The organism is Streptomyces sp. GC420 (assembly GCF_009916105.1).
In the GTDB taxonomy this organism is placed as follows: domain Bacteria; phylum Actinomycetota; class Actinomycetes; order Streptomycetales; family Streptomycetaceae; genus Streptomyces.
Genome location: NZ_JAAAXQ010000078.1, coordinates 1 through 25165 on the forward strand (window position 1 = coordinate 1; position 25165 = coordinate 25165).

At 71.4% G+C, this 25165-nt stretch carries 24 protein-coding genes, 2 tRNA genes, 1 other RNA gene and 4 pseudogenes; 7 read left to right on the top strand and 24 right to left on the bottom strand.

Annotation, left to right across the window (positions count from 1 at the left end; all coding sequences use genetic code 11):
- Positions 1 to 81, bottom strand: a pseudogene (locus GUY61_RS41835) (hypothetical protein); the annotation flags it as partial.
- Between the two features lie 11 nt (positions 82 to 92).
- Here GUY61_RS41835 and GUY61_RS41840 point away from each other — a divergent pair.
- Together GUY61_RS41840 and GUY61_RS12575 are read left to right on the top strand one after the other, a co-directional pair.
- Positions 93 to 515, top strand: a pseudogene (locus GUY61_RS41840) (MFS transporter); the annotation flags it as partial.
- A gap of 300 nt (positions 516 to 815) precedes the next feature.
- The gene (locus GUY61_RS12575; protein ID WP_166630204.1) at positions 816 to 1685 is read left to right on the top strand and encodes a TetR/AcrR family transcriptional regulator; all 870 of its coding nucleotides are present in this window, start codon (positions 816 to 818) and stop codon (positions 1683 to 1685) included.
- A gap of 87 nt (positions 1686 to 1772) precedes the next feature.
- On the opposite strand, the pseudogene GUY61_RS12580 reads toward GUY61_RS12575, so the two are convergent.
- The 3 genes and pseudogenes from GUY61_RS12580 to GUY61_RS12590 form a co-directional block, all read right to left on the bottom strand.
- A pseudogene (locus GUY61_RS12580) lies at positions 1773 to 2241 on the bottom strand (PPOX class F420-dependent oxidoreductase).
- Between the two features lie 283 nt (positions 2242 to 2524).
- Positions 2525 to 4234 carry an MDR family MFS transporter gene (locus tag GUY61_RS12585; protein WP_243766396.1) on the bottom strand — a complete coding sequence of 570 codons (1710 nt, stop codon included), beginning with the start codon at positions 4232 to 4234 and terminating at the stop codon, positions 2525 to 2527.
- A gap of 18 nt (positions 4235 to 4252) precedes the next feature.
- Complete coding sequence (locus GUY61_RS12590) at positions 4253 to 4801, bottom strand: MarR family winged helix-turn-helix transcriptional regulator (protein ID WP_166630205.1); 549 nt, start codon at positions 4799 to 4801, stop codon at positions 4253 to 4255.
- Positions 4802 to 4974: 173 nt separating this feature from the next.
- On the opposite strand from GUY61_RS12590, the gene GUY61_RS12595 reads away from it, so the two are divergent.
- The gene (locus GUY61_RS12595) at positions 4975 to 5196 is read left to right on the top strand and encodes a hypothetical protein (protein ID WP_166630206.1); all 222 of its coding nucleotides are present in this window, start codon (positions 4975 to 4977) and stop codon (positions 5194 to 5196) included.
- A gap of 67 nt (positions 5197 to 5263) precedes the next feature.
- Here GUY61_RS12595 and GUY61_RS12600 read toward each other — a convergent pair whose 3' ends face one another.
- From GUY61_RS12600 to GUY61_RS12620, 5 genes are all read right to left on the bottom strand, one after another.
- Positions 5264 to 6049, bottom strand: coding sequence for a hypothetical protein (locus GUY61_RS12600; RefSeq protein ID WP_166630207.1), 786 nt, complete (start codon positions 6047 to 6049; stop codon positions 5264 to 5266).
- 68 nt (positions 6050 to 6117) lie between these two features.
- The gene (locus GUY61_RS12605) at positions 6118 to 6963 is read right to left on the bottom strand and encodes an RNA polymerase sigma factor SigF (RefSeq protein WP_166630208.1); all 846 of its coding nucleotides are present in this window, start codon (positions 6961 to 6963) and stop codon (positions 6118 to 6120) included.
- Between the two features lie 221 nt (positions 6964 to 7184).
- The gene (locus GUY61_RS12610; protein WP_166630209.1) at positions 7185 to 8000 is read right to left on the bottom strand and encodes an RNA polymerase sigma factor SigF; all 816 of its coding nucleotides are present in this window, start codon (positions 7998 to 8000) and stop codon (positions 7185 to 7187) included.
- A gap of 205 nt (positions 8001 to 8205) precedes the next feature.
- Entirely contained in the window at positions 8206 to 8499 is a 294-nt protein-coding gene (locus GUY61_RS12615) for a Dabb family protein (RefSeq protein WP_166630210.1), read from the bottom strand.
- Positions 8500 to 8528: 29 nt separating this feature from the next.
- Positions 8529 to 8699 carry a hypothetical protein gene (locus GUY61_RS12620; protein ID WP_166630203.1) on the bottom strand — a complete coding sequence of 57 codons (171 nt, stop codon included), beginning with the start codon at positions 8697 to 8699 and terminating at the stop codon, positions 8529 to 8531.
- Between the two features lie 155 nt (positions 8700 to 8854).
- On the opposite strand from GUY61_RS12620, the gene GUY61_RS12625 reads away from it, so the two are divergent.
- Positions 8855 to 9352 carry a hypothetical protein gene (locus tag GUY61_RS12625; RefSeq protein ID WP_166630211.1) on the top strand — a complete coding sequence of 166 codons (498 nt, stop codon included), beginning with the start codon at positions 8855 to 8857 and terminating at the stop codon, positions 9350 to 9352.
- A 125-nt stretch (positions 9353 to 9477) separates the two neighbouring features.
- Here GUY61_RS12625 and GUY61_RS12630 read toward each other — a convergent pair.
- The 4 genes from GUY61_RS12630 to GUY61_RS12645 all read right to left on the bottom strand — a co-directional run bounded on the left by GUY61_RS12630 (position 9478) and on the right by GUY61_RS12645 (position 11273).
- A tRNA-Ser gene (locus GUY61_RS12630) sits at positions 9478 to 9562 on the bottom strand.
- A 170-nt stretch (positions 9563 to 9732) separates the two neighbouring features.
- Positions 9733 to 10233, bottom strand: coding sequence for a tRNA adenosine(34) deaminase TadA (tadA, locus tag GUY61_RS12635; RefSeq protein ID WP_166630212.1), 501 nt, complete (start codon positions 10231 to 10233; stop codon positions 9733 to 9735).
- Between the two features lie 22 nt (positions 10234 to 10255).
- Entirely contained in the window at positions 10256 to 10783 is a 528-nt protein-coding gene (locus GUY61_RS12640; protein ID WP_166630223.1) for a hypothetical protein, read from the bottom strand.
- Between the two features lie 301 nt (positions 10784 to 11084).
- Positions 11085 to 11273, bottom strand: coding sequence for a hypothetical protein (locus GUY61_RS12645; protein ID WP_166630213.1), 189 nt, complete (start codon positions 11271 to 11273; stop codon positions 11085 to 11087).
- A gap of 103 nt (positions 11274 to 11376) precedes the next feature.
- Between GUY61_RS12645 and upp the strand changes: the two genes are divergently transcribed.
- Positions 11377 to 12012, top strand: coding sequence for a uracil phosphoribosyltransferase (upp, locus tag GUY61_RS12650; RefSeq protein WP_166630214.1), 636 nt, complete (start codon positions 11377 to 11379; stop codon positions 12010 to 12012).
- A 362-nt stretch (positions 12013 to 12374) separates the two neighbouring features.
- Here upp and GUY61_RS12655 read toward each other — a convergent pair whose 3' ends face one another.
- The 11 genes and pseudogenes from GUY61_RS12655 to GUY61_RS12705 all read right to left on the bottom strand — a co-directional run bounded on the left by GUY61_RS12655 (position 12375) and on the right by GUY61_RS12705 (position 23519).
- Positions 12375 to 13010 carry a LytR C-terminal domain-containing protein gene (locus GUY61_RS12655; RefSeq protein ID WP_243766397.1) on the bottom strand — a complete coding sequence of 212 codons (636 nt, stop codon included), beginning with the start codon at positions 13008 to 13010 and terminating at the stop codon, positions 12375 to 12377.
- An 81-nt stretch (positions 13011 to 13091) separates the two neighbouring features.
- Positions 13092 to 13388 carry a type II toxin-antitoxin system VapB family antitoxin gene (locus tag GUY61_RS12660; RefSeq protein ID WP_166630215.1) on the bottom strand — a complete coding sequence of 99 codons (297 nt, stop codon included), beginning with the start codon at positions 13386 to 13388 and terminating at the stop codon, positions 13092 to 13094.
- A 364-nt stretch (positions 13389 to 13752) separates the two neighbouring features.
- Entirely contained in the window at positions 13753 to 15309 is a 1557-nt protein-coding gene (locus tag GUY61_RS12665) for a M28 family metallopeptidase (protein ID WP_166630225.1), read from the bottom strand.
- A 337-nt stretch (positions 15310 to 15646) separates the two neighbouring features.
- Entirely contained in the window at positions 15647 to 16264 is a 618-nt protein-coding gene (locus tag GUY61_RS12670) for an HhH-GPD-type base excision DNA repair protein (protein WP_166630216.1), read from the bottom strand.
- A gap of 178 nt (positions 16265 to 16442) precedes the next feature.
- Complete coding sequence (locus GUY61_RS12675) at positions 16443 to 17090, bottom strand: alpha/beta hydrolase (RefSeq protein ID WP_166630217.1); 648 nt, start codon at positions 17088 to 17090, stop codon at positions 16443 to 16445.
- Positions 17091 to 17150: 60 nt separating this feature from the next.
- A complete protein-coding gene (locus GUY61_RS12680) occupies positions 17151 to 17663 on the bottom strand; it encodes a potassium channel family protein (RefSeq protein WP_243766398.1) in 513 nt (170 codons plus the stop codon).
- 340 nt (positions 17664 to 18003) lie between these two features.
- Positions 18004 to 18987 carry an aldo/keto reductase gene (locus GUY61_RS12685; RefSeq protein ID WP_166630227.1) on the bottom strand — a complete coding sequence of 328 codons (984 nt, stop codon included), beginning with the start codon at positions 18985 to 18987 and terminating at the stop codon, positions 18004 to 18006.
- Between the two features lie 158 nt (positions 18988 to 19145).
- Positions 19146 to 20039 (bottom strand): phosphorothioated DNA-binding restriction endonuclease, encoded by an 894-nt coding sequence (locus GUY61_RS12690; RefSeq protein WP_166630218.1) that lies wholly within the window; start codon positions 20037 to 20039, stop codon positions 19146 to 19148.
- 538 nt (positions 20040 to 20577) lie between these two features.
- The gene (locus GUY61_RS12695) at positions 20578 to 21999 is read right to left on the bottom strand and encodes an ATP-binding protein (RefSeq protein ID WP_166630219.1); all 1422 of its coding nucleotides are present in this window, start codon (positions 21997 to 21999) and stop codon (positions 20578 to 20580) included.
- Between the two features lie 63 nt (positions 22000 to 22062).
- Positions 22063 to 23116 (bottom strand): annotated as a pseudogene (locus GUY61_RS12700) (helicase-associated domain-containing protein); the annotation flags it as partial.
- A 318-nt stretch (positions 23117 to 23434) separates the two neighbouring features.
- A tRNA-Ser gene (locus GUY61_RS12705) sits at positions 23435 to 23519 on the bottom strand.
- Between the two features lie 71 nt (positions 23520 to 23590).
- On the opposite strand from GUY61_RS12705, the gene ffs reads away from it, so the two are divergent.
- An RNA gene (gene ffs / locus GUY61_RS12710) (signal recognition particle sRNA small type) lies at positions 23591 to 23689 on the top strand.
- A gap of 136 nt (positions 23690 to 23825) precedes the next feature.
- A partial coding sequence (locus GUY61_RS12715) for a DNA polymerase III subunit gamma and tau (RefSeq protein ID WP_166630220.1) occupies positions 23826 to 25165 on the top strand: 1340 nt, incomplete at its 3' end.

Genomic DNA, 25165 nt, shown 5'->3' on the forward strand with positions numbered 1-25165 from the left:
GACCAGCGCCTCGATACGGCGGTCGAGGTTACGGTGCATCATGTCCGCGCTGCCCAGCCACACTTCGGGCTCGCCGCCATCCGCGGCGCTGGCTGATCCTCGGGGTGATCTGCCTCGCCCAGCTGGTCGTGATCCTCGACAACACGATCCTCAACGTCGCCATCCCCACCCTCACCACGGACCTGGGGGCTTCCACCGCCGACATCCAGTGGGTGATCAACGCGTACGCGCTGGTCCAGTCGGGACTGCTGCTGAGCGCGGGCAGCGCCGCCGACCGCTACGGGCGCAGGAGAATGCTCCTGACCGGCCTGGCGCTCTTCGGCCTCGGCTCGTTCGCCGCCGCACGCGCCCGGTCCACCGGCCAGCTGATCGCCGCACGCGCCGGCATGGGCATCGGCGGTGCGCTGCTGCTCACCACCACCCTCGCCGTCGTCATCCAGATCTTCGACGAGAAGGAACGGGCCAGGGCCATCGGCATCTGGGCCGCCGTCAACGCACTCGGGTTCGCCGCCGGGCGGCCTCGGGGTCGCCGTGCTCGGAGCGGTGCTCAACTCGCGTTTCGCGGCACTCGTACCGGTGACGGCGAGTTCGCTCCCCGCGGCGCTGGCCGCCGCCGGCTCCGACGCCGAGCGGGCGCGCGTCGAGGCCGCCTTCGCATCGGGCGTGGAGGCCAGCCAGCTGGTGGGCGCGGCCGCCGTACTGCTCGGCGGACTGCTCGCGGCGGCGCTGCTGCGCCGCGCGGAACGTTCCTAGCCCCTTAGCATCGGGGGTGTCACCCGTCCGCTTTCGGTACGAGACCTCCAGGAAGGTGCGCCATGGTGAGGGCAGCCGACCGTGCCAGTCGTCCGGCACGGGCCAGCGTATGGCTGGAGGAGAAGGCGCCCAGGCGACGCAACCACTCCCACTCGCAGGCCCAGGCCCCGGCCGAGGCTCGGACGGCGGTCCGGGCACCGGGCGAAGGACAGGGTGAGGGGCCGGGCTCCGGCAGCGGCCCCGGCGGGCTCGACCGCGACCGCATCACGGCGGCGACGGTACGCCTGCTCGACGCCGAAGGCCTCGCCAGGTTCTCCATGCGAAGGCTCGCCGCCGAACTGAACGTGACCGCGATGTCCGTCTACTGGTACGTCGACACCAAGGACGACCTCCTCGAACTCGCCCTCGACGCCGCCTTCGGCGAGCTCGCCCTCCCCGACCCGGAGGACGACACGGCCGACTGGCGCGACCAGCTCCGGGCACTCGCCACCGGCTACCGGGCCCTGCTGGTACGCCACCCCTGGGTCTCGCCCCTCGCCGGCACCTTCCTCAACATCGGCCCGCACGCCATGGCCTTCTCCCTCTGCGTGCAGCAGGTCATGCGCAGAACCGGGCTCCCGCCGCACGGCCGGATGGGCGGTCTCTCCGCCGTCTTCCAGTTCGTCTACGGGTTCGGCACGATCGAGGGCCACTTCGTCCAGCGCTGTGCGGCGGCGGGCGTCAGCCAGGACGAGTACTTCCGCGACGCGATGGGCACGATCCGCGAAGAACCGCGCTTCGCACGCCACTTCGCCTCCGCGACGGACCTGATGGAGGCGCGCGGCGGCGACACTGTGGAGGAGATGCGCGAACGCGACTTCACCTTCGCGTTGGAGCTCCTGATTGCCGGAATCGAGGCCATGAGCTCCCGGTCCGGGCCGGCGGCTTCCTGACGTCCTGGGGGCCTCGCCGCCGCCCCGGGCCCGGGAGCCCCGACCGGAAGTCCGGTGTCCGGTGTCCGGGGGTCCTGGGCCCTCGGCTCAGTGCTCCGCAAGGCGTGCCGGGAAGCCGCCCGTGGCGACCGGACCCCAGCGTTCCGGGGTGATGCGGATGATCGACTTGCCCTGTTCGACCATCGCGGCGCGGTACTCCTCCCAGTCCGGGTGCTCGCCCGAGATGTTGCGGTAGTACTCGACGAGCGGTTCCACGGACTCCGGGACGTCGAATGACCTCGGCCGAGCCGTCGATCTGGACCCAGGGCCCGTTCCAGTCGTCGCTGAGCACGATGACGCTGACGCGCGGGTCGCGCTTGGCGTTGCGGGTCTTGGCGCGCTCCGGGTAGGTGGAGACCACGATCCGGCCGGAGTCGTCGACACCGCAGGTCAGCGGGGAGCCCTGGGGGCGGCCGTCGGAGCGGGTGGTGAGCAGGACCGCCCGGTGCCTGGGGCGGACGAATTCCAGCAGCTCGTCGAGGGAGACGGAGGTGTTGGTCGCGATCGTACGGGCCATGGCCGCACCCTACTCCCCGGCACCCCGCACCGCCGGGATGCTCGCCCGTGCCCCCGCACGGCCGGGGTGCTCGCCGGGGCCCCCACACGGCTCCCGTCCGGCACCGCGCCTGCGGCCCCGTGCCCCCGCACGGCCGGGATGCTCGCCCGTGCCCCCGCACGGCTCCCGTCCGGCACCGCGCCTGCGGCCCCGGCCGGTGGGGCGGGCCGTCCCCTGCCCACCCCGCCGACCGGGGCCGCCCCGACCGGGCGCGCCTCCGCTCGGAGCGCGCCCGGGGCTTCAACTACTCGCCACGCTCGGCGAGTCCGTCGCCGCGGACATGGTCCGTGCCGACGGCCGCCACCGCGTCGGCGCCGCCGTGCGCCGGCCCGGTCGCCGCCGCCGTCGCGGCAACGGCAGCGGGTGCCGTCGCCGCGGCGGGCGCCGAGCCCGGCCGGGTCTTCAGCGCGACCTCCTTGATGAACAGGGTCAGCAGGAGGGCCACCAGCGCCGCGGGCGCCGAGAACAGGAAGACGTCCGCGACTCCGTGCCCGTACGCGCTCTCCAGGACGGTGCGGAACGGCTCGGGGACGGTGTCCATGTCGGGGATCGTGCCGCCCGCCGTGGCGTTCTGGCCCATGGCCCGGCCCTTCGGGCCGAGGGCGGCGAGACCTTCCTCCACGTAGTGGGTGACACGGTTGCCGAGCACCGCGCCGAGCGCGGAGACGCCGACCGCGCCGCCGAGCGAGCGGAAGAAGGTGACGACGGAGCTGGCGGCCCCCAGGTCCTGCGGGGCGACCTGGTTCTGGGTGGCGAGGACCAGGTTCTGCATCATCATGCCGATGCCCAGGCCCATGACCGCCATGTAGCAGGCGAGGTGCCAGTAGGGGGTGTCGTAGCGTATGCCGCCCAGCAGCCCCAGTCCTGCCGTGACCAGCACACCTCCGGCGACCAGCCAGGCCTTCCACCTGCCCGTCTTCGTGATGATCAGCCCGGAGACGGTCGAGGAGAGGAACAGGCCCGCGATCATCGGGATGGTCATCACGCCGGACATGGTCGGCGACTTGTCGCGGGCGAGCTGGAAGTACTGGCTGAAGAAGATCGTGCCCGCGAACATCGCGATGCCGACGAACAGCGAGGCCGCCGACGCCAGCGAGATCGTCCGGTTGCGGAACAGCCGCAGCGGGATGATCGGCTCGCTCGCCCGGGACTCCACGGCCAGGAAGACCAGGCCGAGCAGCACGGCGCCGCCGACCATCACCCCGGTCTGCCAGGACAGCCAGTCGTACTTGTCACCGCTGAAGGTCACCCAGACCAGGAGCAGCGAGACGGCCGCCGCGATGAAGAAGGCGCCGGCCCAGTCGACCTTGACCCGGCGCTTCACCACGGGCAGGTGCAGGGTCTTCTGCAGCACGATCAGGGAGAGGACCGCGAACGGCACACCGGCGTAGAAGCACCAGCGCCAGCCCATCCACGAGACGTCGGTGATGACGCCGCCGAGCAGCGGCCCGCCGACGGTGGCGACGGCGAAGACGGCGCCGAGATAGCCGCTGTAGCGACCGCGCTCGCGCGGGGAGATCATCGCGGCCATGATGACCTGCGCCAGAGCCGTGAGGCCGCCGACGCCGATGCCCTGGACGGCGCGGAAGGCGATCAGCTGGCCGGTGTTCTGGGAGAGGCCGGCCGCGGCGGAGCCGAGCACGTAGATGAGCAGTGCCATCTGCACCAGCAGCTTCTTGCTGAACAGGTCGGCGAGCTTCCCCCACAAGGGGGTGGTCGCGGTCATCGACAGCAGGGCGGCCGTGACGACCCAGGTGTACGCCGACTGGTCGCCGTGCAGGTCGGCGATGATTTCCGGCAGCGCGTTGGAGACGATCGTCGACGACAGGATCGCGACGAACATGCCGAGCAGCAGCCCGGACAGCGCCTCCATGATCTGCCGGTGGGTCATGGGTGCCTCGGCCTCGGCGGGCCTGGCGTCGTCCCGCACACCGGCTGGTGTGGTGGTGGGCATCTGAATCCTTTTCCTGTCTTACGCGGGTGTACGGGTCCCGGGCGGGGTCCGAGCGGGGAGCCCGGCGCCGCCGTGATCGTCGTCGTTGCCACCGGCCGGCCCGGTGCCGGCGTGCTCGTCCGGGCGGGCGTGCCGTGCCCGGCAGTCGCCGAAGCTGTCCCGAAGCCGCGCGAGCATCTCGTTGAGCCGTCCGACCTCCTCGTCGGACCAGTCCCGCAGCGTTCTGGCGAGCGCCTGCGAGTAGAGGTCGGTGATCCGGGTCAGCTGCCGCGAGCCGGTCTCGGTGAGGCGGAGGATCCGCGACCGCCCGTCGCAGGGGTCGGGCTCGCGCGCCACCCAGCCGCGGTCGGCCACATGTGCCACATGTCTGCTGGTCACCGACATGTCGATGGCCATCAGTTCGGCGAGCCTGCTCATCCGCATCGCGCCGTGGCGGTTCAGCAGGACGAGTACGACGGAGGCCCCGGGCGGGCAGTCGTGGGGCAGCACTCTGGCGAGATCACGTTTGACCGCGCCGATGCCGCTGAGCAGCCTGGCGAGTTCCTCGTACTGGCTGGGCCGCGCCATCGGAGCACCCCCTTCCATCGGTTGCTTAAGGCAACCATAGATGGTTGGTTGCTGAAGGCAAATAAAAGCGGGGCCAAGCACGGTAAAGCGATGGCAAAACAGGCAGTGGCCCCGTCCGGGTCCGGGGGCCCGGGGGTGTGGTGCCCGCTCCGACTTCGCTAGGGTCCTGCCCCATGGCACACAACCCCCACGCCCCCCAGGGCCCCGAGGGCAACGGCAACTACGACCCGGCGGGCAGCACCCAGATGTTCCGCGCCTTCGTCGACGAGGGCGCGCCCCAGGAGCCCCGCCCGACGGCGGCCACGCAGGGCGGCGGTCCGCGCGTCGGAGTGATCGCCGGAGTGATCGCCGTCATCGTGGTGCTCGCCGCCGTGGCCTGGCTCGCCCTGAGCTGAACCGCTCCCTCCGGCCGGACCCGCCCCGGCGGTCCCCGCCGCTTCGGCGGTCTCCCCGGCGCCCCTACTAATCCAGTACGGCGGTGACGTCCAGGGTGTCGACATGCATGCCCAGCGGAACCCGCCAGGACTCCACGCACAGGGTCCAGGTCCGCTCGGTCCGGCTCCCGGCGGCGATCGGTGCGGGCAGGTCCCGCGTCTGAGGGATCGTCGCCCAGTCGACGCCGAGGGCGCCGATGATGTGCGTCCCGAAGGTGACCGTGCCCGAAGTCGCCGGTGAACCACCGGTGTTGCGGAACTCCACGGTCACCTTTTCGCACCACCGCTGGGCGGCGTCCGCCAGGACGGGCGCGCCCACCGTGAGCACGGCCGGCCCCGGGGCAGGGGCCGGCGAGGAGCCCGGGCCGGTCTCCGTGCCGCCGGGCCGCTGCGAGGGGCCCGGGGACGGTGTCCGGTCACCGGGAGAGGACGGGCCGCCCTCGTGGGCCGCCTGCCCGGGGTCCGTACCGTCCGTACCGCCGCCGGGGACGGTGGAGCCGCGGCCGTCCGTCTCGCCGCCGGGTGTTCCGCCGGGTCCGCTGTCGCTGCCGCCGACCGCGCCTGCGGTTCCGTCTCCGTTCCCGTGCCGGGGCGCGGCGTCGGCGGTGCCGTCGCCGTCGAGCGGGATCAACTCCACCTCTCCCGTGGGGCGTACGGACTCCGGCGTTCCCGCGCCGGGGCCTGCGCCCACCGCCGCGTAGCCGTCGCGCCCCGAGCCGCCGGACCCGCAGCCGGCCAGCAGCAGATACAGCGCGACCGCCGAGGCGCCTGTCATCGCGCCCCGGCGGCCGAACGCCGAGTGACGTCTCCGCATCGCGCCAGTGTGGCTGACGATACGTCAAATATGAAGGGTGCGGGCGGCGGAGAGCCGAGTTTCGAGGCTCAGTCGGAGATGAGCCCGTCGCGCAGCTGGGCCAGGGTCCTGGTCAGCAGCCGGGAGACGTGCATCTGGGAGATGCCGACCTCCTCGCCGATCTGCGACTGGGTCATGTTGGCGAAGAAGCGGAGCATGATGATCCGGCGCTCGCGCGGCGGGAGCTTCGCCAGCAGCGGCTTGAGCGACTCGCGGTACTCGACGCCCTCGAGGGCGCTGTCCTCGTAGCCGAGGCGGTCGGCGAGCGAGCCCTCGCCGCCGTCGTCCTCGGGCGAGGGGGAGTCCAGGGAGGAGGCGGTGTAGGCATTGCCCACGGCGAGGCCGTCGACGACGTCCTCCTCCGACACGCCGAGTACCGCGGCGAGTTCGGGCACGGTCGGGGAGCGGTCCAGCTTCTGCGACAGCTCGTCGCTCGCCTTGGTCAGCGCCAGCCGCAGCTCCTGGAGCCGGCGCGGCACCCGCACCGACCACGAGGTGTCGCGGAAGAAGCGCTTGATCTCCCCCACGACGGTCGGCATCGCGAAGGTCGGGAACTCCACGCCCCGCTCGCAGTCGAACCGGTCGATCGCCTTGATCAGGCCGATCGTGCCGACCTGGACGATGTCCTCCATCGGCTCGTTGCGGCTGCGGAACCGGGCGGCTGCGTACCGCACCAGGGGGAGATTGAGCTCGATAAGCGTGTCTCGCACATACGTCCGCTCGGGGCTGTCCTTGTCGAGGGCGGCGAGCCGCAGGAACAGGGAGCGGGACAGGGTGCGGGTGTCGATGGCGTCGCTGATGACAAGCGCTTCGGGTGCGTCGACGACGGGCGCGTCGTCGATGAGCACCTTCGAGCTGCCCTGTTCTACGGACATGCCACCCCCTTGAGGTCGCGGACGGTCGCGGCGGACGCTCCCGTCGGAGGAACGCAGCCTCCACCTGAATACCGGCGCCGAGGCTGCGGCAAACGCGCTTCCGGAAGAATGTCACATGTCGGCAACACCATGTAGCGCCAAGTCGACAAAGCCGCGCAGGAAAAGGCGGTTCTGCGGCTTTTCTGTCGGCAACCCCTGAACTGGGGTTCCACCCCTGAGGGTTACGACTCGATCCGATTTGCGGATCTCAGCCGCGCGAAGCTTCTGGCCAGCAAACGTGAGACATGCATCTGGGAGACGCCGAGCTCGGCGCTGATCTGCGACTGCGTCAGGTTGCTGTAGTAGCGCAGCAGGAGGATGCGCTGCTCGCGCTCGGGCAGCTGTACGAGGAGATGGCGCACGAGGTCGCGGTGCTCGACCCCCGCCAGCGCGGGATCCTCGTAGCCGAGCCGGTCGAGCAGCCCCGGCATGCCGTCGCCCTCCTGGGCGGCCTCCAGCGAAGTGGCGTGATACGAGCGGCCGGCCTCGATGCAGGCGAGCACCTCCTCCTCGCTGATGCGCAGCCGCTCGGCGATCTCGGCGGTGGTCGGCTGCCGGCCGTGCAGCACCGTCAGGTCCTCGGTGGCGCCGTTGACCTGGACCCACAGCTCGTGCAGCCGCCGGGGGACGTGGACGGTCCGCACGTTGTCGCGGAAGTACCGCTTGATCTCGCCCACGACCGTGGGCATGGCGAAGGTGGGGAACTGGACGCCCCGGTCGGGATCGAACCGGTCGATGGCGTTGATCAGCCCGATCGTGCCGACCTGGACGACGTCCTCCATCGGCTCGTTGCGGCTCCGGAAGCGGGCGGCCGCGTAGCGCACGAGCGGCAGGTTCGCCTCGATCAGCGCCCCGCGCACCCGCGCGTGCTCCGGCGTGCCCGGCTCCAGCTTCGACAGTTCGGCGAACAGCACCTGGGTGAGGGCCCGGGTGTCCGCGCCCCGAGACGACCGCTCTTGCTGGGGCGGCGCGGCTTCGGGCGCGGTGCTGGCCGTCACGGTCTCGCCACCCCTTCAGGTCCTTGGTCACTAGTCCGTCAAAAGCGGTCATAGCATCACAAGACATGTGCACTGTGTGCAAGCACCCGATAACGCCGTGTTGACGGACAGTTGAGCGCAGGGGACGACACGGCCCCCCGCCCTGGACAGGGAGAGGGGCCGTGACCCGTACGGATCAAGGGAAGGGGCGGAGGACGGGAGGGGGTCAGACCTCGTAGTCGGCGATCACCCAGGTGGCGAACTCGCGCCACTGTCCGGCCGCGGCCTGGTGGGCAGGGTGCTCTATGTACCGCTTGAGGGCGTCACGGTCGGAGACCGCCGAGTTGATGGCGAAGTCGTAGGCGATGGGCCGGTCCGTGATGTTCCAGGCGCACTCCCAGAACTCCAGCTCCGGGACCAGCGCGCCGAGCTCCTCGAACGCCTTCGCGCCGGCCTGCACGCGGGGCTCGTCGCGCGTGACGCCCTCGTTGAGCTTGAACAGGACAAGATGCCGGATCACGTGTACTACTCCCTCGGGCTTCCCAGTCCTCAGTCCACCAGTGCGGACATGAAGTCACCGACGCCCTTGGCGGCGTCCGAAATGCCCTCGAACCCTATCCCGACCAGTTCGGCCGAACGCTGGGGGGCGGTGATGATCGAGTACACCACAAAGACCAGAAGCATGTAGAGCGCGATCTTCTTCGCCTGGGCCATCCCCATCCCTGCGGCCTCCTGTGCCGGTCCCCCTAAGGGTCCCCTCCAACGGTCGCGAGAGTCTAACCGCACAAAGGTTCAACCACGAAGGGCTTCCCCGGGCCGGACGGGGAGCGCCGGGGAACCGTGACCAGTGGTGGCTCGTCCGAGGGGAGGATCCGATGGGCGACAGCTGGGGGAACGAAGTGGCTCGACACGGCTGGGCGCTCGGGCGCAAGGGCACCCTCGCGTTGCTGGTGCTGGCGGCGGCCGTCCTGGTGCCCGCCGAGGGGGCGAACGGCATTTGCGTGGGCCCCGAGCTGCGGGTAAGGGCCGGTGGGGACGGCACGCCGGAGGTCCGTGCCGGCGAGACCCTCACGGTCGAGGGGGTTTGTTTCATGGAGGGATGCGACGACACGGGGGATTCCACGGGCTTCGGTTGCTCCGCCGGCGAGCGCGGGGCCACGACCCCGAGGAGGGACGTGACCCTCGTTCTGAGGCAGGGTCAGCGGGAGTGGCGGCTGGGTCAGGAGGACGCGCGGTCCGCCGACGAGGGCCCGCCGGGCCGGATCACCTGGAGGGCGACCGTCCCCGAGCACCTGCGCCCGGGACCCGCCAGGCTCGTCGCGGACGGGGCCGAACAGCCGGTCGTCGTCGCCACGCCCCTCCCCACTCCATAGCCGGGGCGCCGGGCCGTCGAGCCGTCCGAGCCTGGCCGGGCTCGGCGGGGGCGAGCGGGGCCGGCCACGTTGGACGGAGAACCACGAAGGGCCCGGTCCACCGGACCGGGCCCTTCGTCTACCTGCGGTAGCGGAGGGATTTGAACCCTCGGTGACTTGCGCCACACTCGCTTTCGAGGCGAGCTCCTTCGGCCGCTCGGACACGCTACCGGGAGAGAGCTTAGCCCAAGGTGGGCCGTGCTCCGAAATCCATATCGTGTCAGGGACGGGAAACCGGTGACCGTCACCGGTTCCCCACGCCCTCCGGCCCTGGTGTCCGCCCGGCCCGGGGCTCCCTCAGGAGGGCTCGCCGAGAGTTCGCTCCAGCCCCCGGCGAGACCTCAGAGCCCGCGGAAGAAGGCGGTGAGCAGTGCGGCGCACTCGTCCGCCATCACGCCCTGGATCACCTCGGGCCGGTGGTTGAGCCTGCGGTCCCGCAGCAGGTCCCAGAGCGAACCCGCGGCGCCCGCCTTCTCGTCGAGCGCCCCGAACACCACCCGGTCCACCCGGGACTGCACGATCGCGCCCGCGCACATCGTGCACGGCTCCAGCGTCACCACCAGGGTGCAGCCCGTCAGGCGCCACCGGCCGTCCCCGAGCCCGCGTGCGCCACGGCGGATCGCGAGGACCTCGGCGTGCGCCGTCGGATCGCCCGTCGCCTCGCGCTCGTTGTGACCGGTCGCCAGGACCGAGCCGTCCGGGCCCAGCAGCACGGCGCCGACCGGCACCTCGCCGGCCCGCGCCGCACTCCCGGCCTCTTCGAGGGCGAGGCGCATGGGCGCCCGCCACTGGTCCCGGACGGGATCAACGGGGTCATGCACGGGGCCCGGGTCTGCTGTCATTCGGCCTGTCATACGACCAGTGTCAGCGCACGGCCTCCAGTTCCTCCGCGACGCCCAGCGAGTCGGCGATCGAGGTGAGCGCGTCTCCGTCCAGGGCGAGGAGTTCCTTCTCGGAGACCCCGAGGTCGGCCAGCAGCTCCGGGTCGCCCAGCGGGCCCGCGGGCACCACCGAAGCGGCCGGGCCGCCACCGTCCTCGTCGTCGTCCGGTTCGGGCTCCCCGTCCTCCGTGCCGTCGAGGTCGAGCGCGTCCAGGTCGTCGCCGTCGTCCTCGTCCCGGCCGAGCAGCTCGTCGGTGAGCATCGCCCCGTACGAACTGCGGGCGGCCGTGGCCGCGTCCGAGACGAAGATGCGAGGGTCTTCCTCGCCGTCCACCCGGACGACCGCGAACCAGGCGTCCTCCTGCTCGATGAGGGCCAGCACTGTGTCCTCGTCGACCGAGTGTTCACGGGCCAGGTCGGCCAGATCCGTCAAGGTCTCCACATTGTCGAGCTCTGTATCGCTCGCTTCCCACCCGTCTTCGGTGCGCGCGAGCAGTGCGGCGAAGTACACCGTGACTCTCCCACTGGTCATAGGCGTGCCGGTTGGGGGTCCCCCCGGCCGAGGTTGGGGAGGGGGAGCGGCCGCTTGCTCGCTGCTCCTGGCCCCGCCCACTCGGAATCGTGGCAGAAACCAAGCCTTCACGAGAGGTCTTCCGCTCTTGCGTCGTGCACCAGTCCAGCGGGGATCCCACCCCGCTTCCCCACCGGCCGCATGTGTGACCCCGCAGGGGGCGTCCCTGCCGCCCCGCAGGTCACACGCCACCGAGCGGGCCGCGGACGGGCCGGCGGGCGGGCCCTCGACAGGGGGCGGTTCACCAGCGGAAGGTGCGCATACGCATGGCCTGACGCATCCGGGCGGCCCGGGCGCGCCGGGGCTGCACCCGCTCGCGCAGCGCCTTGGCCTCGTTCAGCTCCCGCAGGAACTGGGCGCGCCGCCGCCTGCGCTCGGCCTCCTGCTCCTCGGCCGAGAGCCCTTCGCCGTTTCCGTCCCGGTCCTGCATCGGCCCACCACCCCACGCTGGGTTCGTACGACACCAGATTCCCTCCACCGGCGGGTTTGATGCCAGAGTGATGCGTGATCCGGCCCCGGCTACTGTGGTGGCCATGCGGATCCATGTCGTCGACCACCCGCTGGTGGCGCACAAACTCACCACGCTGCGCGACACGCGCACCGACTCCCCCACCTTCCGGCGGCTCGCCGACGAGCTGGTGACCCTGCTCGCGTACGAGGCGACCCGCGATGTGCGCACCGAGCAGGTCGACATCGAGACCCCGGTCACCTCGACGACCGGGGTGCGCCTGTCCCACCCGAGGCCCTTGGTGGTGCCGATCCTGCGGGCCGGCCTCGGCATGCTGGACGGCATGGTGAGGCTGCTGCCCACCGCCGAGGTGGGCTTCCTCGGCATGATCCGGGACGAGGAGACGCTGCAGGCCTCGACGTACGCCACCCGGATGCCGGAGGACCTGTCGGGGCGCCAGGTGTACGTCCTCGACCCGATGCTCGCCACGGGCGGGACGCTGGTCGCGGCGATCAACGAACTGATCGCGCGGGGCGCGGACGACGTGACGGCCATCTGCCTGCTCGCGGCGCCCGAGGGCGTGGAGTTCATGGAGCGGGAGCTGGCGGGGTCGCCGGTCACGGTGGTCACGGCCGCCGTCGACGAGCGTCTCAACGAGCAGGGCTACATCGTGCCCGGGCTCGGCGACGCGGGCGACCGCATGTACGGCACGGCGGGCTGACCCGGCGCTGGGCCCCGGGCCCCTGGGGCGCCAGGCCCCGGGCTGTTGGCTCCGGGCCTCTCGCCCCCGGCTTGGCGGGCGCCCGGCGCCGCGGCTCAGGGCCGGTGGCTCCGCCTCAGCGCTCCACGCCGGAGCCGGGGCCCGACTGCCTCGGCTCCGCCCCTTGGACATGTGACGCCGTGGACATGCGACGCCGTGGACATGGGGACCTGGACGTGGCCCGGTGCCCGGCCGCTGGTGGCCGACCGCGGCCGCCACGGGCACCGCGCGGGCGGCGGGCTGGTCCGGTGCCCGCGCGCCCGGTTCGCCGCGAAGCCCGAGAGCCTCGCGCCTCTTGGCCACCGCCCGGTTCGCCGCGCGCCTCAGCAGCCGCTCGGCAGCGGGGCCGGGGAGGGCTCGGCCAGGGCCGCCAGGGCCTTGTCCGCCACGGCCTTCTTGGCGAGCGAGGTGAACGCGCTGCCGATGATCAGGTCGACGTCCTTGCCCTTGCGCGCGTCGGCCTTGAGCCCGGCGCCTGCCAACTGGGTGGCCAGCACCGGCAGCACAGCCTCCTGAGCCTCAGGGGCGCCGAGGAGTATCCCGGTGCCTTTGACCTTCTTGTCGTACTCGGCCGTCGCGTTGCCGACCTCGCCGATCTTGAAGCCGCGCTTCTTCAGTTCGTCCGCGGTCTCCTTCGCCAGCCCGCTGCGCGGCGTGGCGTTGAAGACGTTCACCGTGATCTGGGACGGCTTCGGCAGGGCGCGGGCCTTCGTCGCGGAGCTCGCGGACGGCGAGGGGGTCCGGCAGGCGCTGCCCGAGGCGGTCCGCACGGTCTGTTCCTCGCCGCCGAAGATATCGATGAGCTGCAGCGTTCCCCAGCCGGCCAGGCCAAGGGCCACGATCGCGGCCAGCCCGCCGAGCAGGATCTTGCGACGGCGCCGGGGGCGGCGCATGCGCGGGTAGGCGTTGCCGGTGATGCGGTACTTACCGCCCATGCCGGGGGGCGTCAGCATGCTCATGGGCGCAGCGTAGTGCCGCGGGGTGCCGATGCCTACTAAATGATCATTGGCAGCGCCGGATCGAACGGAAAAGCCAGTCGTTCAGTCCAATTCGAGCACGCGTGCGTGCAGCACCTGGCGCTGCTGGAGTGCGGCGCGCACCGCGCGGTGCAGCCCGTCCTCCAGGTAGAGATCGCCCTGCCACTTCACGACGTGCGCGAAGAGGTCGCCGTAGAACGTGGAGTCCTCGGCGAGCAGGGTTTCGAGGTCCAGCTGCCCCTTGGTCGTCACCAGCTGATCGAGGCGGACCGGGCGTGGCGCGACATCCGCCCACTGCCGGGTGCTTTCCCGGCCGTGAGCGGGGTACGGCCGCCCGTTTCCGATGCGCTTGAAGATCACACGGAAAGCCTACCGTTCAACCGCTTCCGGGCGCAGCCATGACGGCCGAGCTCAAAGGTCGCAATGAGCGACAAAACAGGAGGGACGGATGAGCGGAACCTGTGCTTCCGCTGATCGGGCGCCGACAGACGCGGACCCCAGCACGGTCCGGATCCGTCCTGGGGGCCGTTCGGCGAGCGGTCCGGCGGGCCGGTGGCGGGTCGTCCCGCCGGACCGCCCCGCGGGCTCCTCCCGCCGACCCGGGCCGGGGGTCTCTGGGCCGGTGCTCGGGGCCGGTCCGCCCGCCCGCCGGGCGTGTCGTCCCGCGCTCCGGGGGCGCCGGGACCCGCACGGGCCCGCGCCCCCGGGTTTCACGGGGGCGGCCCTACCCGGTCGCGATGCCGGGGCCGTCGTCGTCGTGCAGCCCGCCGCCCTTGCCCGCCCCGGCGCCGGTGAGGACCGACGCGACGGGCTCGGTGAGCGAGCTGAGGTCGTACGCGTAGGTGCCGACGGCGTTGGCGATGACATCGATGTTGATGCCGAACGCCCTCATGTCGATGTTGCCGATGTCGTCGCAGGCCTTGTGGTAGCAGGGGTCGAGGGCGAGCCCAGCGGTGCCGCCGAACTTCGCCGCCTGCTCGGCGGTCTTGATGCCCTCCGCGCCGGTGAAGGTGCCGCCGGCGGGGATGCCGACCTCGATGAACGGGCCGTAGTCGGAGCGGCCGGAGAAGTCGGTGCCCTCGTGCGGGAGCCCCCGGCTGTCGAGGAAGTCGGTGATGTCCCGTTCCAGCTGGGCGGAGCCCTCGGGGCCGGGGCCGGCCCCGGCCTGGTCCGAGTCGTCGCCGTCGTACACGAACAGGCCGTAGTTGGGGGAGGCGATCATGTCGAAGTTCAGATAGAGCCGGATCTGCTCCCTCTCCCGCTTCGTCAGCCGCGAGACGTACTCCTCGGATCCCAGCAGGCCCAGCTCCTCCGCCGACCACCAGGCGAAGCGCACCTTGTTGGCGGGGTCGGGGTGCGCCTCGGCGAGTTCCAGGGCCACCTCGAGCAGCCCGGCCGAGCCGGAGCCGTTGTCATTGATGCCGGGTCCTTCGGTGACCGAGTCCAGATGGGCGCCGAGCACCACGGTGGTGCCGGGGTCGCCGCCGCGGGTCTCCGCGATGACATTGCGGGTCCTGCGCCGCTCCTGAAGCTGACGGATCTCCAGGGAGACCGTGACCGTGCCCTTGGCCGCCTCGGCCGCGAGCGCCCGGCCCTCCTCGCGGGTGATGCCGCCGGTCGGGATGCGGGCGGCCCCCGCCTCTCCGAGGGTGCCGTGCAGCGGTCCCCGGGTGTTGTTGTGGATGACCGCGGCGACGGCGCCGGCCCTGGCGGCGGCCTCCTGCTTGACGGTGAAGGAGCAGCCGCCGCGCCGGATCAGCGCGATCTTGCCGCGGTAGGCGCCGGCGGCGTAGTCGCCCGCCTCGCAGCCCGGTGTGGCGTCGTTCCCGGTGGACACGGGCGCGAGGGGGGCACGGATGCCGCCCTCAGGGGTGTTCTTCGTGTACGACATGGCCACGATGTCGATGTCGCGGGCCTTGGGCGAGACGACCGCGAGCTCCTCGGCGAGCGTTTCGAGGTAGGTGAACTCGAAGGGCTGGTAGGAGACCTCGTACCCCGCCCTCTTGAGCAGTTTGTGGACGTACGCGGCGGAGGCTTCGTGGCCGGGCGTGCCGGCGGCCCGGTTGCCGCCGTTGGCGTCCGCCAGGGCCTGCAGCATCCGCAGGTGCCGCCTGCCGTCCCTGGCGGACGACTCCGCGACCAGTTCCCCGGCCAGCTCGGCCGCGTGCCGGGCCGGGTCGCGGTGGTGACCGGGGTGGCCGTCGCCGGTGGCCGTGGTGGTGGCGGACGGGGCGGCGGCGAGCAGCAGCGGGGCGGTGAGGGCGGCGGCCAGGCCGGCCATGACTCTCCGGGGCAGAACGCTCACAGGGAACCTTCCTGCAGGGGTGAGGGGAAATCGCGATCTTCGTCTCATATGTGGACGCCCGCGCCCTGAGTCAGGCAGTGTTCGCGCGAAGTCAGCTCTATACGGGTAGCCCTGTCGGCCGCTCCGTTACGCCGACGGCAGCAACGGGCGACGTCGGCACCGCCCCGTTCCGCGCGAGCACAGCCGGGGGCCGCCGTACCGGAGGGAAACTCCGAACGGCTCTACAACGAGGATCCCGCGCCGTCCGGCGCGCGCAAGCGAGACCGCCGTCACGCCGTGGCCCGAGCCGGCCCCTCTGGTCCCGCGGGGGCTCTCATTTCCCCGTGCCGCCGTCCCCGGGCCGCTTCGCCTCGTTCGCCTCCTTCGCCTGTCGCTTCATCTCCTGTTTGTGCGCCCGCACCTTCGCCAGCGACTCCGGACCGGTGATGTCCGCCACCGAACGGTAGGAACCGGCCTTGCCGTAGTCCCCCGCCGCCTCGCGCCATCCCGTCGGGCGCACGCCGAACTGCTTGCCCAGCAGCGCGAGGAAGATCTGGGCCTTCTGTCTGCCGAAACCGGGCAGCGCCTGCAAGCGTTCCAGGAGTTCGTCGCCGTTGCCCGTGTCCCGCCAGACGGCGGCCGCGTCGCCCTCGTAGTGGTCGACGAGGTACTGGCACAGCTGCTGGATCCGGTTGGCCATCGAGCCCGGGTAGCGGTGTACGGCGGGCTTGGCGGAGAGCAGGTCGGCGAAGCTCTCGGGGTCGTACGCCGCGATCTCGTGCGCGTCGAGGTCGTGGCCGCCCATGCGTTCCGCGATGGTGTACGGGCCGGTGAACGCCCACTCCATGGGGATCTGCTGGTCCAGCAGCATGCCGACGAGGGCCGCCAGGGGGCTGCGGCCAAGCAGTTCGTCGGCTTCCGGCTGCTGGGCGAGCCGAAGAGGGATGTCCATGGTTCCGATCATCGCCTCGGCCCCGGCGGGCCGCACGTCAGGCGGTGGCTGCGCGACGATCAGGCAGGGGGCGGGTGACGTTCCGCCGATCACCCGCCGCCGATCACCCGCCGCCGGTCACTCACCGCCGGTCACCCCGTCGGCGCCGGCTCGCCGCGTCCCGCTCACTCCGTCCCGCTCACTCCGGGCCGCCGGCGACCCTGCCCGTGACACGCACCGACGGGTCCAGGCACCAGGCGAGGACCGACGGCCACGGTCCGTAGCCCGCTTCGAGGTCGAGATGGGCGCCGCCGGGCACGACATCCGTGTCGAGGCCGAGCGGCCCGCCGTAGACCACGGCGGCGCCCTCCGGACAGTACGGGTCGTTGTCGCCGGCGACGAGCCTGATCCGGGTGCCGGCGGGGCCGGAGCGGGCCGGCTCCGACAGGGCGAACCCCGCGATCTCCGGGTACTGGGCGGTGACCGGGCCGGACGGCGGGGAGACCAGCAGCACCCGGTCGACGTCGATGTCCGGCGTCGAGCGGGCGATGGCGTGCAGCCAGAGCAGTACGGCGAGACTGTGGCAGACAACGACCCGCTCACCGCTGTCGTTCGTGGGCCTGGTCCCGCCTTCGCGCAGCGCGGCCAGGTGCCGCTCCAGCTCGGCGAGCCAGGTGTCCAGGTCCGGGTCGTCGGGGTCGGGCAGCTGCGGGTAGTGAACCCGGTGACCGAGCCGGGTCAGTTCGCGGGCGAGCCAGTGCTCCCAGTGCCCTTCGGGCCGGTGGTTCTGCCACCCGTGGAGGATCAGGAAGGAGCGTGCCGCGGCGTCCGCGCTTTCGGTGTTCATGGGCTGATCGTGGAGCTTCCGGGGGCTCATGGTCCAGCCGGCTCCTGGCCGGCCGGATTCTCACCGGCCCGTACCTTCCTCCGTACGGACCGCATGGTCCGGTTGCCGCACCTTCCTCTGCACGGCCCGCGACAGGGCCGTGGCTGCGGCCGTCAGGAAGACGAAGCTGTAGGAGATCTGCACGATCACCACCAGCCGTCCCGTCTGACCGTGCGGAACGATGTCCCCGTACCCGACCGTCGCCAGCGTGACCATCGTGAAGTAGAGCGCGTCCAGCCGGGTGTTCAGCCCCGGGAACTCGCCCGGCGCCTTCGACATCGCCAGGTAGGCGGAGGCGAAGACCAGCACCGACAGACAGATCAGCAGCGGGATGACCAGCCCGGGGTGGCTGTCCTCCCGGTCCGTCAGGACATTCCTGATCTGTCTGAGCAGCAGCGCGGCGATCAGGCACAGCGCGACGATGAAGGCGCTCCAGCTGAGCGTGGGCCGGTGCGGGCCGAACGATTCGTCGGGCAGCAGGAAGAACGTCACGACCAGGGCGCCGACCACGAGCACCGCGGCGCTCCAGGCCAACGAGCACCCCGGTGCTCCGGTGTCCTGCCCGGTCCGGGTTCCGGTGCCCGGCCCGGCCCGGCGCCTGTGCCTCCGCTCCGGTTCCTGTCCCACGTCCGACTCCGCCCCGCTCGGTCGCTGCGTCACGCCTCACCCCCTGAGTCCGAGGATGCTGCGCGGTGGCGCGGGCGCCAGCCGGCGGTGGGCGAACGGCGTAACGGCGGGCGCCTGCCGGGCCTTTGCCCCCGCGCCGGGCGAGGTCGCGCCCCGCGCGCGGCGAGGGCGGTCGCCGGCGGGCGCGGGGCGCGGTCGCGGACGCGGGACCGGAGGTGGTGCGGTTCCTACCAGCGGTGGTGCGGTTCTACCAGCGGTGGTGGACCTGCGCCCGGATACGCCGGTCGTAGAGGTCCCGTACCGCTTCCAGCGTCGCCCCGGACAGCGGCGGCAGCGCGGCCGCCGCCGCGTTGGCGTGCGCCTGCTCGGGGGAGCGGGCACCCGGGATGACCGTGGAGACTCCCGGCTGCTGGATGATCCAGCGCAGGGCGGTCTGCGCCGGGGTGGCTCCCTCGGGGGCGAGGCCCGCGAACTCCACGGCCGCCTCCACCCCCGACTCGAAGTCGACGCCGGAGAAGGTCTCGCCCTGGTCGAAGGACTCGCCGTGCCGGTTGTAGGTGCGGTGGTCGTCCGCCGGGAAGACCGTCTCCCTGGTGTACTTCCCCGACAGCAGACCGCTCGCCAGCGGCACCCGCGCGATGATTCCCACCCCGGCTTCGGCGGCGGCAGGCAGCACCTTCTCCAGCGGCTTCAGCCGGAAGGCGTTGAAGATGATCTGCACGCTGGCCGTGCCGGGCCGTGCGATCGCCGTCAGCGCCTCCTCACAGGTCTCCACGCTCACGCCGTACGCGGCGATCCGCCGCTCCTCGACCAGGGTGTCGAGCGCGTCGAAGACCGCGTCCGAGGAGAACACGGGAGTGGGCGGGCAGTGCAACTGCACCAGATCCAGGGTGTCCACTCCGAGGTTCGCGCGCGAGCGGTCGGTCCACGCACGGAAGTTGTCCAGGGTGAACAGCGCCGGGTCCTGCTCCACCCGGCGGCCCATCTTCGTGGCGACCATGATGTCCGCGTCCGGCCTGCCGCGCAGATACCGTCCGATGAGCTGCTCGCTGCGCCCGTCCCCGTACACATCGGCGGTGTCGAAGAAGGTCACCCCGCTCTCGACGGCGGCGTCCAGCACGGCGAGGGCGTCCTCCTCGCGCACGTCACCCCAGTCGGCCCCCAGCTGCCAGGTGCCCAGCCCGACGACGGAGACCTTCTGATTCGTCCTGCCGAATACGCGCTGTTCCATGTCCATCTTGCCGATCACACCGTTCTTCGAAGAGCCGTACGACAACGACCGTACTGCGCCAATGCGCCAATGCCGCACGGAACCGAACCGGAGCACACGGAATCCAACGCGGCCCACTCATCCGTGCGCCGCCGGCTCCGTTTCGCGGCGGTGGCCGCTCAGGCGGCGGTGGCGGGGCGCGGGCTGCCGTGGAAGACCTGGCTGGTGTGCCAGGAGCGGTGGGCCTCCGCGACGGGGCGGGCACCGGGCTGAGGCCCTGTGAGCGGACGGCCGGCGAGTGCTATGACGTGCTCCCGGGCGGCGCGGCTGCTGCCGACGAACCGCTGTGACACCAGTATCCGGCAGTCGTCGCCGATGCCGAGCACCCCCTTGTCGAAGAGCTTGTGGTGGAGCGAGCACAGGCACAGCCCGTTGTCGACGTCGTCGGGGCCGTCGAACGCCCACCAGCGGACATGCGCGGCTTCCAGTCCGACCGGTACCGGACCGATCCTGCCGTCGTAGCCGCAGAAGGCGCACTGGTATTCGTAGGCGGTCAGTACGAGTTCACGCATCCGCCGGTCCCGCTGCCTCCGTGCGACCGAGAGCCGTCCGGTCTCCACCGGCTCCAGTGCCAGACCGACGGCCTGGCACAGCTCGTCGTGCAGGGAGGGCGGGAAGTTGAGGTCGAGCAGGACCCGCGCCACGCGGCCGAGCAGTGAAGGTTCCCGCCGCAGCGCCGTCCGCAGGCCGGGTGCCAGCCGTCCGGTGGCGCCCGCCGCCCGCAGCTCCCGTACGGCGGTGCCGGGGCTGCCCGGTCCGCGGTCGGTGCGCACCTCCCACACCCCGTCGCTCACCAGGTGGTGGAACGGGTAGGCGGGCGTCGTCCTGTGGGGCGGGCCGTACTCGGCCAGCAGCTCTTTGAGGTCGTCCTCCACCGCGCTGTACCGCAGCTCACCGGCCTCGTCCTGCTGGAACCGGCCGAGGGTGTACAGGAACAACAGCGGCTTGTGCGGAGCGCGAGTCCCGCTTCTTGTCCACTGCCTCAGCTTCGCGGTGCGCTCGAGCCAGTCCATGACCGGTGATCGTAGTGGCGCGCTCCGGGCGTGCGCGGGGCCTCAGCGGCGGCGTCCGCGCCCTTCTGTCCCTGTGAGGGGACGGTTGGGCCGCACCGCCTTGCTCGGTTGGCGCCCGGTTGGGCGGTGCGGCTGTGCATGGGCCTCACACCTGCTGCGCGCTGCCGTAGCCGGGAAGGGCACGCCCGTTCCCCGGCACCACACTCGAAACCCGGATCCCCGAGCCTCGGCAGCCGGGTAAATGTCTTGAATCTTAGGAAATGAACGACACAAAACCTGAGGCCAGGGAACGTCGAAGACCCCGGGCCGCTGGGCGGTCCGGGGTCTTCGTTTCGCCTGTTCAGGCGGCTGCGGAGGACACGAGATTCGAACTCGTGAGGGGTTGCCCCCAACACGCTTTCCAAATGTTCGCCTGGGGGTTCGGCGAGGGCCGGGGACGTTCTGACCTGCGGCGGAGTATTCGGGCCGGCTCCCTCCGGACTGGGCTGGACGGAGGTGAACGCAACCAGAACTGCAACGAGATGAACTCAGCCCTTGCTCACGTCCTTCGCCAGGCGCTGAGCAGTTCCTCGGGTCCGTACGCCGCTTGGAGCCCGGAACAACTGGTCCCGTTGCGCGAGACCGCTACGAGCGGTACCGGCTCGTCGGTGATCGCTGCCCGGTGCTTCTGCAGGGCGGCCAGGTCGTGGCTGTCGAACGCGGAGTTCTCCAGCCACTTGACCGAACCAAGGAAGAGCAACTGCTTGGCCACCGGCTGCCGGTCGGCGCCCACCAAGTCGATTTCGACGTCGTTGCTGCGGGTCCAGTACCCGCCGATCGCCGGGGCGGCGGGCAGGAGCCCGTCCGGCAGGAGGCGGGCGAGGGATTCCCGGACGAGGGGTTCGATCGCGCGGCCCCGCCAGGTCGTCCACTGCTCCTTGATCCGGCTCAGCGTGAGATCTCCCCGCATTCGCTCGATCTCCGCCATGTGCGGGTCCAGAAACGCGAGCCAGAACCGCAGGTATGGGTCGGCCACCCGGTAGCGGCGTTCCTTCGACGGCCGCAGTGAGAGGGGCAGCTCGGCGGCCACGACTCGTTTCTCGGTCAGGACATCCGTGGCTCTGGTGAGAGTGGTGTGGGCGATGCCGCCGGCGGCGCGCGCGATGTTGGTGAAGGTCCGCTCCCCGGATCCGATGGCCCGCAGGACCTCCCTGCTCATCGCCTGTGGTGGAAACTCGGCGGCCAGTGAGCGTTCGGCCGAGACCAGCAGCGCCGAGATCGGGTTGTCCAGCGAGTCGCGGAGGAACTCCCAGGCATCCGCTCCTGGCCGCCACTCCGCACAGATGAGCGGCAGACCGCCCGTGACCAGGGCGGCATCGAAGGCGGCTGCCGGCTCAAGCCCGAGCATCTCGCCGATGTCGGCAGGGTTCAGCGGCCCCACGACCATCTCCCGGCCCCGCTGATGGAAGGGGCGGTCGTAGCTGTTCAGCGCCTCCATCATGGACAGGTCGGATCCGACCAGGAGGAGCAGTACGGGTTTGCGGCTGAGCAGGCGGTCCCATGCCCGCTGGAGCATGCCCTCGAAGGCGTCGATGCGGTCCATGAGATACGGGACCTCATCAACGACGACCACGCTCGGGCTGTCGTCGGGCAGGATCTCCGCAAGGAGCCTGAAGGCGGCATTCCACTGCTCCGGAGTCTCCTCCGAGAACAGTTCCCGCTCCGGCAGAGTGGATCTGGCGACGGCGTCGAGCAGCTCCGACAGTTCGTCCTCCGCCGTGCCACCCGCCGCGGTGAAGAAGAGGTTCGGCACTTCGGTGCGCCGGAGAAATTCCTCGACGAGGCTGGACTTTCCGACCCGCCGCCTTCCCCGCATGAGGATGCACTGCCCCGGTTTCGCCGACCCGACGGCATTGCGAACAGCCTGCAAGGCGTTGCCGAGTACGTTCAGCTCGCGGTCCCGCCCGATGAATCGACGCACGGTAGTCTCCCGCTAGAGATAGTATCGACGGCGATACTATCCTCAGCGATACCAACTTGCTTCTCATTCGGGCATGACGCTGTGGATGCGGGAGAGGGTGAAAACGCGCTCGGCGTCCCGAAGGTGGCACCAGGCTTCCAGGTAGGGCGGGTCGAGCGTGAGGCGCTCAGGGTGCGCACGGTCCGGTTGCCCGAGGTGGCGACGTACTCGACGGTCATTGGTTCACCGGTATCGATGGCTTGTGCGAGCTGACGGACGTCGCTGTACGGAAGGTGCTCGGCCCAGCCGGCGACGATCTCCTCGGTGTCCGTGGCGAACGCCGCTCCCCCCTCGGACGGCGCGGGTTCGGGAGGCGTTGGCGGGGCCTTCAGCAGCTGGGCCGCCAAGATGTTCGGGTCGACTGCGGCGGCCGCCTTCGCCACGCCCGTGGCAGCGATCCGGCCGCTGCCTCGGGCGCCGGTGCGGCGCGGAGCCGGCACAGGAGCGGCGGCCCGCTGAGGCCGGGTCTTCTCGATCCGTACCGTGCCTTCGGCAGTCTCGGCGACGGGGGCGTATCCCTCGGCCCGGAGTGCGGCGACAGTCGTGTTGGGTGGGCTGCGGCTGACCGGCACGGTCGGCGCCGGCTGCCGTGGCCCAAGCTTGGCGAGCTTGCGGTGGGCGGCGAGTTCAGCCAGGAGCGCGGGCTCGTCGCCGTGGAGGACGCAGGCGGCGGGGGCGATGCGCACGCGCCCGTGGCCGCGTGCGGTGTCAGTGATCAGGTACGACAGCGGCTGTGGCAGGGGCCCTGCGGCGACAGCGGCCGGGTCGGCGGTGATGTCGGCAGGAGTATGGCCGGCGTCCAGAGCCCGGCGGACGCTGCTGGCGTTGAACCGCACACGGACGCCGTGCCGCTGGTCTCCCGGTCGGCGAGGGCGTCCAGGAGTGCGGCCAGCCGCGCGGACGGTGTGCCGGTGACGTCGGCGCCGATCCGGGCCGTCGCGGTGGCTGAGGGCAGCAGCCGTCGGCACTCGATGCCCAGCCCCTCCATGTCGCCGGTCCGCAGATGGATGCCCAAGGCGGACAGGGCACCGCGAGCGAGTACGCCGAGGATTTCGGCCTCACGGATCGCGGTGGCGAACTCTCTGCGCATCCTGCAACCGCCTCGCCGGACTCCAGAAGACGATGGACGGGGGCGCGACTGGGTTCGACATCAAACCCTCAGGGCACAACGCCCACTGGCGGTAACCGTCGCGACGTCTACCGCCAGATTCCGTAGGGCTCCGCCACGTGGCCGGTACCGGCCACGTGGCGTGGGATGCGGGAGGCGTGCGCCTGACTGTTCGCCGAGATGTTCTGAATGTCGGCTGTAATCGCAACCAAAAATGCAACCGGTCCACACCGAAGAGCCGAGTCACGGTCGTGACTCGGCTCTTCGTTTCGCCCGTTCAGGCGGCTGCGGAGGATACGAGATTCGAACTCGTGAGGGGTTGCCCCCAACACGCTTTCCAAGCGTGCGCCCTAGGCCTCTAGGCGAATCCTCCGCCAGGAACATTACATGACGGGGAGCCGTGGTCGCGAACTCGTTCCCGGGCCGTGAATCGGGTACCCTGTGCGGAGCCCCTCACGTGGCGCTATCTGACTGAACTCCCCCAGGGCCGGAAGGCAGCAAGGGTAGGTTGGCTCTGGCGGGTGCGTGGGGGGCGCTTGCGTTTGCCGGCGTCGGCCACGGGCTCGGGGGCCGGGGGAGTCCGGAGACGCGGGCCGCGTCCTCGCGGCCGAGCGTGCGGCGGGGACCAGGGGTCTCGGGACGGGCCGGGTTGTCACAGGAGCCCGATATCGTCGTAAGCGTGTCGTCCCTTGCGCTGTACCGCCGCTACCGCCCCGAGTCGTTCGCCGAGGTCATCGGGCAGGAGCATGTCACTGCACCCCTCCAGCAGGCCCTGCGCAACAACCGGGTCAATCACGCGTACCTGTTCAGCGGTCCGCGTGGATGCGGCAAGACGACCAGCGCGCGGATTCTGGCGCGATGCCTGAACTGCGAGAAGGGCCCGACGCCGACGCCCTGCGGCGAGTGCCAGTCGTGCCGGGACCTTGCGCGCAACGGCCCGGGCTCGATCGATGTGATCGAGATCGACGCGGCCTCGCACGGTGGCGTGGACGACGCCCGTGACCTGCGGGAGAAGGCATTCTTCGGGCCGGCGGGCAGCCGGTACAAGATCTACATCATCGACGAGGCGCACATGGTCACCTCGGCGGGCTTCAACGCCCTGCTGAAGGTGGTCGAGGAGCCGCCGGAGCACCTCAAGTTCATCTTCGCGACGACGGAGCCCGAGAAGGTCATCGGGACCATCCGCTCCAGGACCCACCACTACCCGTTCCGCCTTGTCCCGCCCGGCACCCTGCGGGACTATCTCGCCGAGGTGTGCGGCAGCGAGGGGATCCCCGTCGAGGACGGCGTGCTGCCGCTCGTGGTCAGGGCCGGCGCCGGCTCGGTGCGTGACTCGATGTCGGTCATGGACCAGCTGCTGGCGGGCGCGGGCGACGAGGGCGTGACCTACGCCATGGCGACCGCGCTGCTCGGCTACACGGACGCCTCCCTGCTGGACTCCGTGGTGGACGCCTTCGCGGCGGGCGACGGCGCCGCGGCCTTCGAGGTCGTCGACCGGGTCATCGAGGGCGGCAACGACCCGCGCCGTTTCGTCGCCGACCTGCTGGAGCGGCTGCGTGACCTGGTGATCCTCGCCGCCGTGCCGGACGCGGCGGAGAAGGGGCTGATCGACGCCCCGGCGGACGTGGTGGAGCGCATGCAGGCGCAGGCCTCCGTCTTCGGGGCCGCCGAGCTGAGCCGGGCGGCCGACCTGGTCAACACGGGGCTGACGGAGATGCGCGGGGCCACCTCCCCGCGCCTCCAGCTGGAACTGATCTGCGCGCGTGTGCTGCTGCCCGCGGCGTACGGCGACGAACGTTCGGTGGAGGCGCGCCTCGACCGGCTGGAGCGGGGCGGCGCCGGTGCCTTCCAGGCCGCGCCCGCCGGGGCACCCGCAATGGGGTACGCCCCGGGGCCCGAGGCCCATGCGCCGATGCCGGCCGTGCCGCCCGGTGACGCCGTGGCGGCGGCCCGCGCGGCGGTACGGGGCGGACCCGCAGCCGGAGCCCCCGCCCCCGCGTCCCCGGCGTCCGCCCGGCC

What these genes read in the sequence shown, in the direction of transcription:
- GUY61_RS12575 (WP_166630204.1), top strand. Translation starts at nt 816, where the DNA reads ATGGTGAGGGCAGCCGACCGTGCCAGTCGTCCGGCACGGGCCAGCGTA.
- GUY61_RS12585 (WP_243766396.1), bottom strand. Translation starts at nt 4,234, where the DNA reads ATGCCCACCACCACACCAGCCGGTGTGCGGGACGACGCCAGGCCCGCC.
- GUY61_RS12590 (WP_166630205.1), bottom strand. Translation starts at nt 4,801, where the DNA reads ATGGCGCGGCCCAGCCAGTACGAGGAACTCGCCAGGCTGCTCAGCGGC.
- GUY61_RS12595 (WP_166630206.1), top strand. Translation starts at nt 4,975, where the DNA reads ATGGCACACAACCCCCACGCCCCCCAGGGCCCCGAGGGCAACGGCAAC.
- GUY61_RS12600 (WP_166630207.1), bottom strand. Translation starts at nt 6,049, where the DNA reads ATGCGGAGACGTCACTCGGCGTTCGGCCGCCGGGGCGCGATGACAGGC.
- GUY61_RS12605 (WP_166630208.1), bottom strand. Translation starts at nt 6,963, where the DNA reads ATGTCCGTAGAACAGGGCAGCTCGAAGGTGCTCATCGACGACGCGCCC.
- GUY61_RS12620 (WP_166630203.1), bottom strand. Translation starts at nt 8,699, where the DNA reads ATGGGGATGGCCCAGGCGAAGAAGATCGCGCTCTACATGCTTCTGGTC.
- GUY61_RS12625 (WP_166630211.1), top strand. Translation starts at nt 8,855, where the DNA reads ATGGGCGACAGCTGGGGGAACGAAGTGGCTCGACACGGCTGGGCGCTC.
- tadA (WP_166630212.1), bottom strand. Translation starts at nt 10,233, where the DNA reads ATGACAGCAGACCCGGGCCCCGTGCATGACCCCGTTGATCCCGTCCGG.
- GUY61_RS12645 (WP_166630213.1), bottom strand. Translation starts at nt 11,273, where the DNA reads ATGCAGGACCGGGACGGAAACGGCGAAGGGCTCTCGGCCGAGGAGCAG.
- upp (WP_166630214.1), top strand. Translation starts at nt 11,377, where the DNA reads ATGCGGATCCATGTCGTCGACCACCCGCTGGTGGCGCACAAACTCACC.
- GUY61_RS12655 (WP_243766397.1), bottom strand. Translation starts at nt 13,010, where the DNA reads ATGAGCATGCTGACGCCCCCCGGCATGGGCGGTAAGTACCGCATCACC.
- GUY61_RS12665 (WP_166630225.1), bottom strand. Translation starts at nt 15,309, where the DNA reads ATGGCCGGCCTGGCCGCCGCCCTCACCGCCCCGCTGCTGCTCGCCGCC.
- GUY61_RS12670 (WP_166630216.1), bottom strand. Translation starts at nt 16,264, where the DNA reads ATGGACATCCCTCTTCGGCTCGCCCAGCAGCCGGAAGCCGACGAACTG.
- GUY61_RS12675 (WP_166630217.1), bottom strand. Translation starts at nt 17,090, where the DNA reads ATGAACACCGAAAGCGCGGACGCCGCGGCACGCTCCTTCCTGATCCTC.
- GUY61_RS12685 (WP_166630227.1), bottom strand. Translation starts at nt 18,987, where the DNA reads ATGGAACAGCGCGTATTCGGCAGGACGAATCAGAAGGTCTCCGTCGTC.
- GUY61_RS12690 (WP_166630218.1), bottom strand. Translation starts at nt 20,039, where the DNA reads ATGGACTGGCTCGAGCGCACCGCGAAGCTGAGGCAGTGGACAAGAAGC.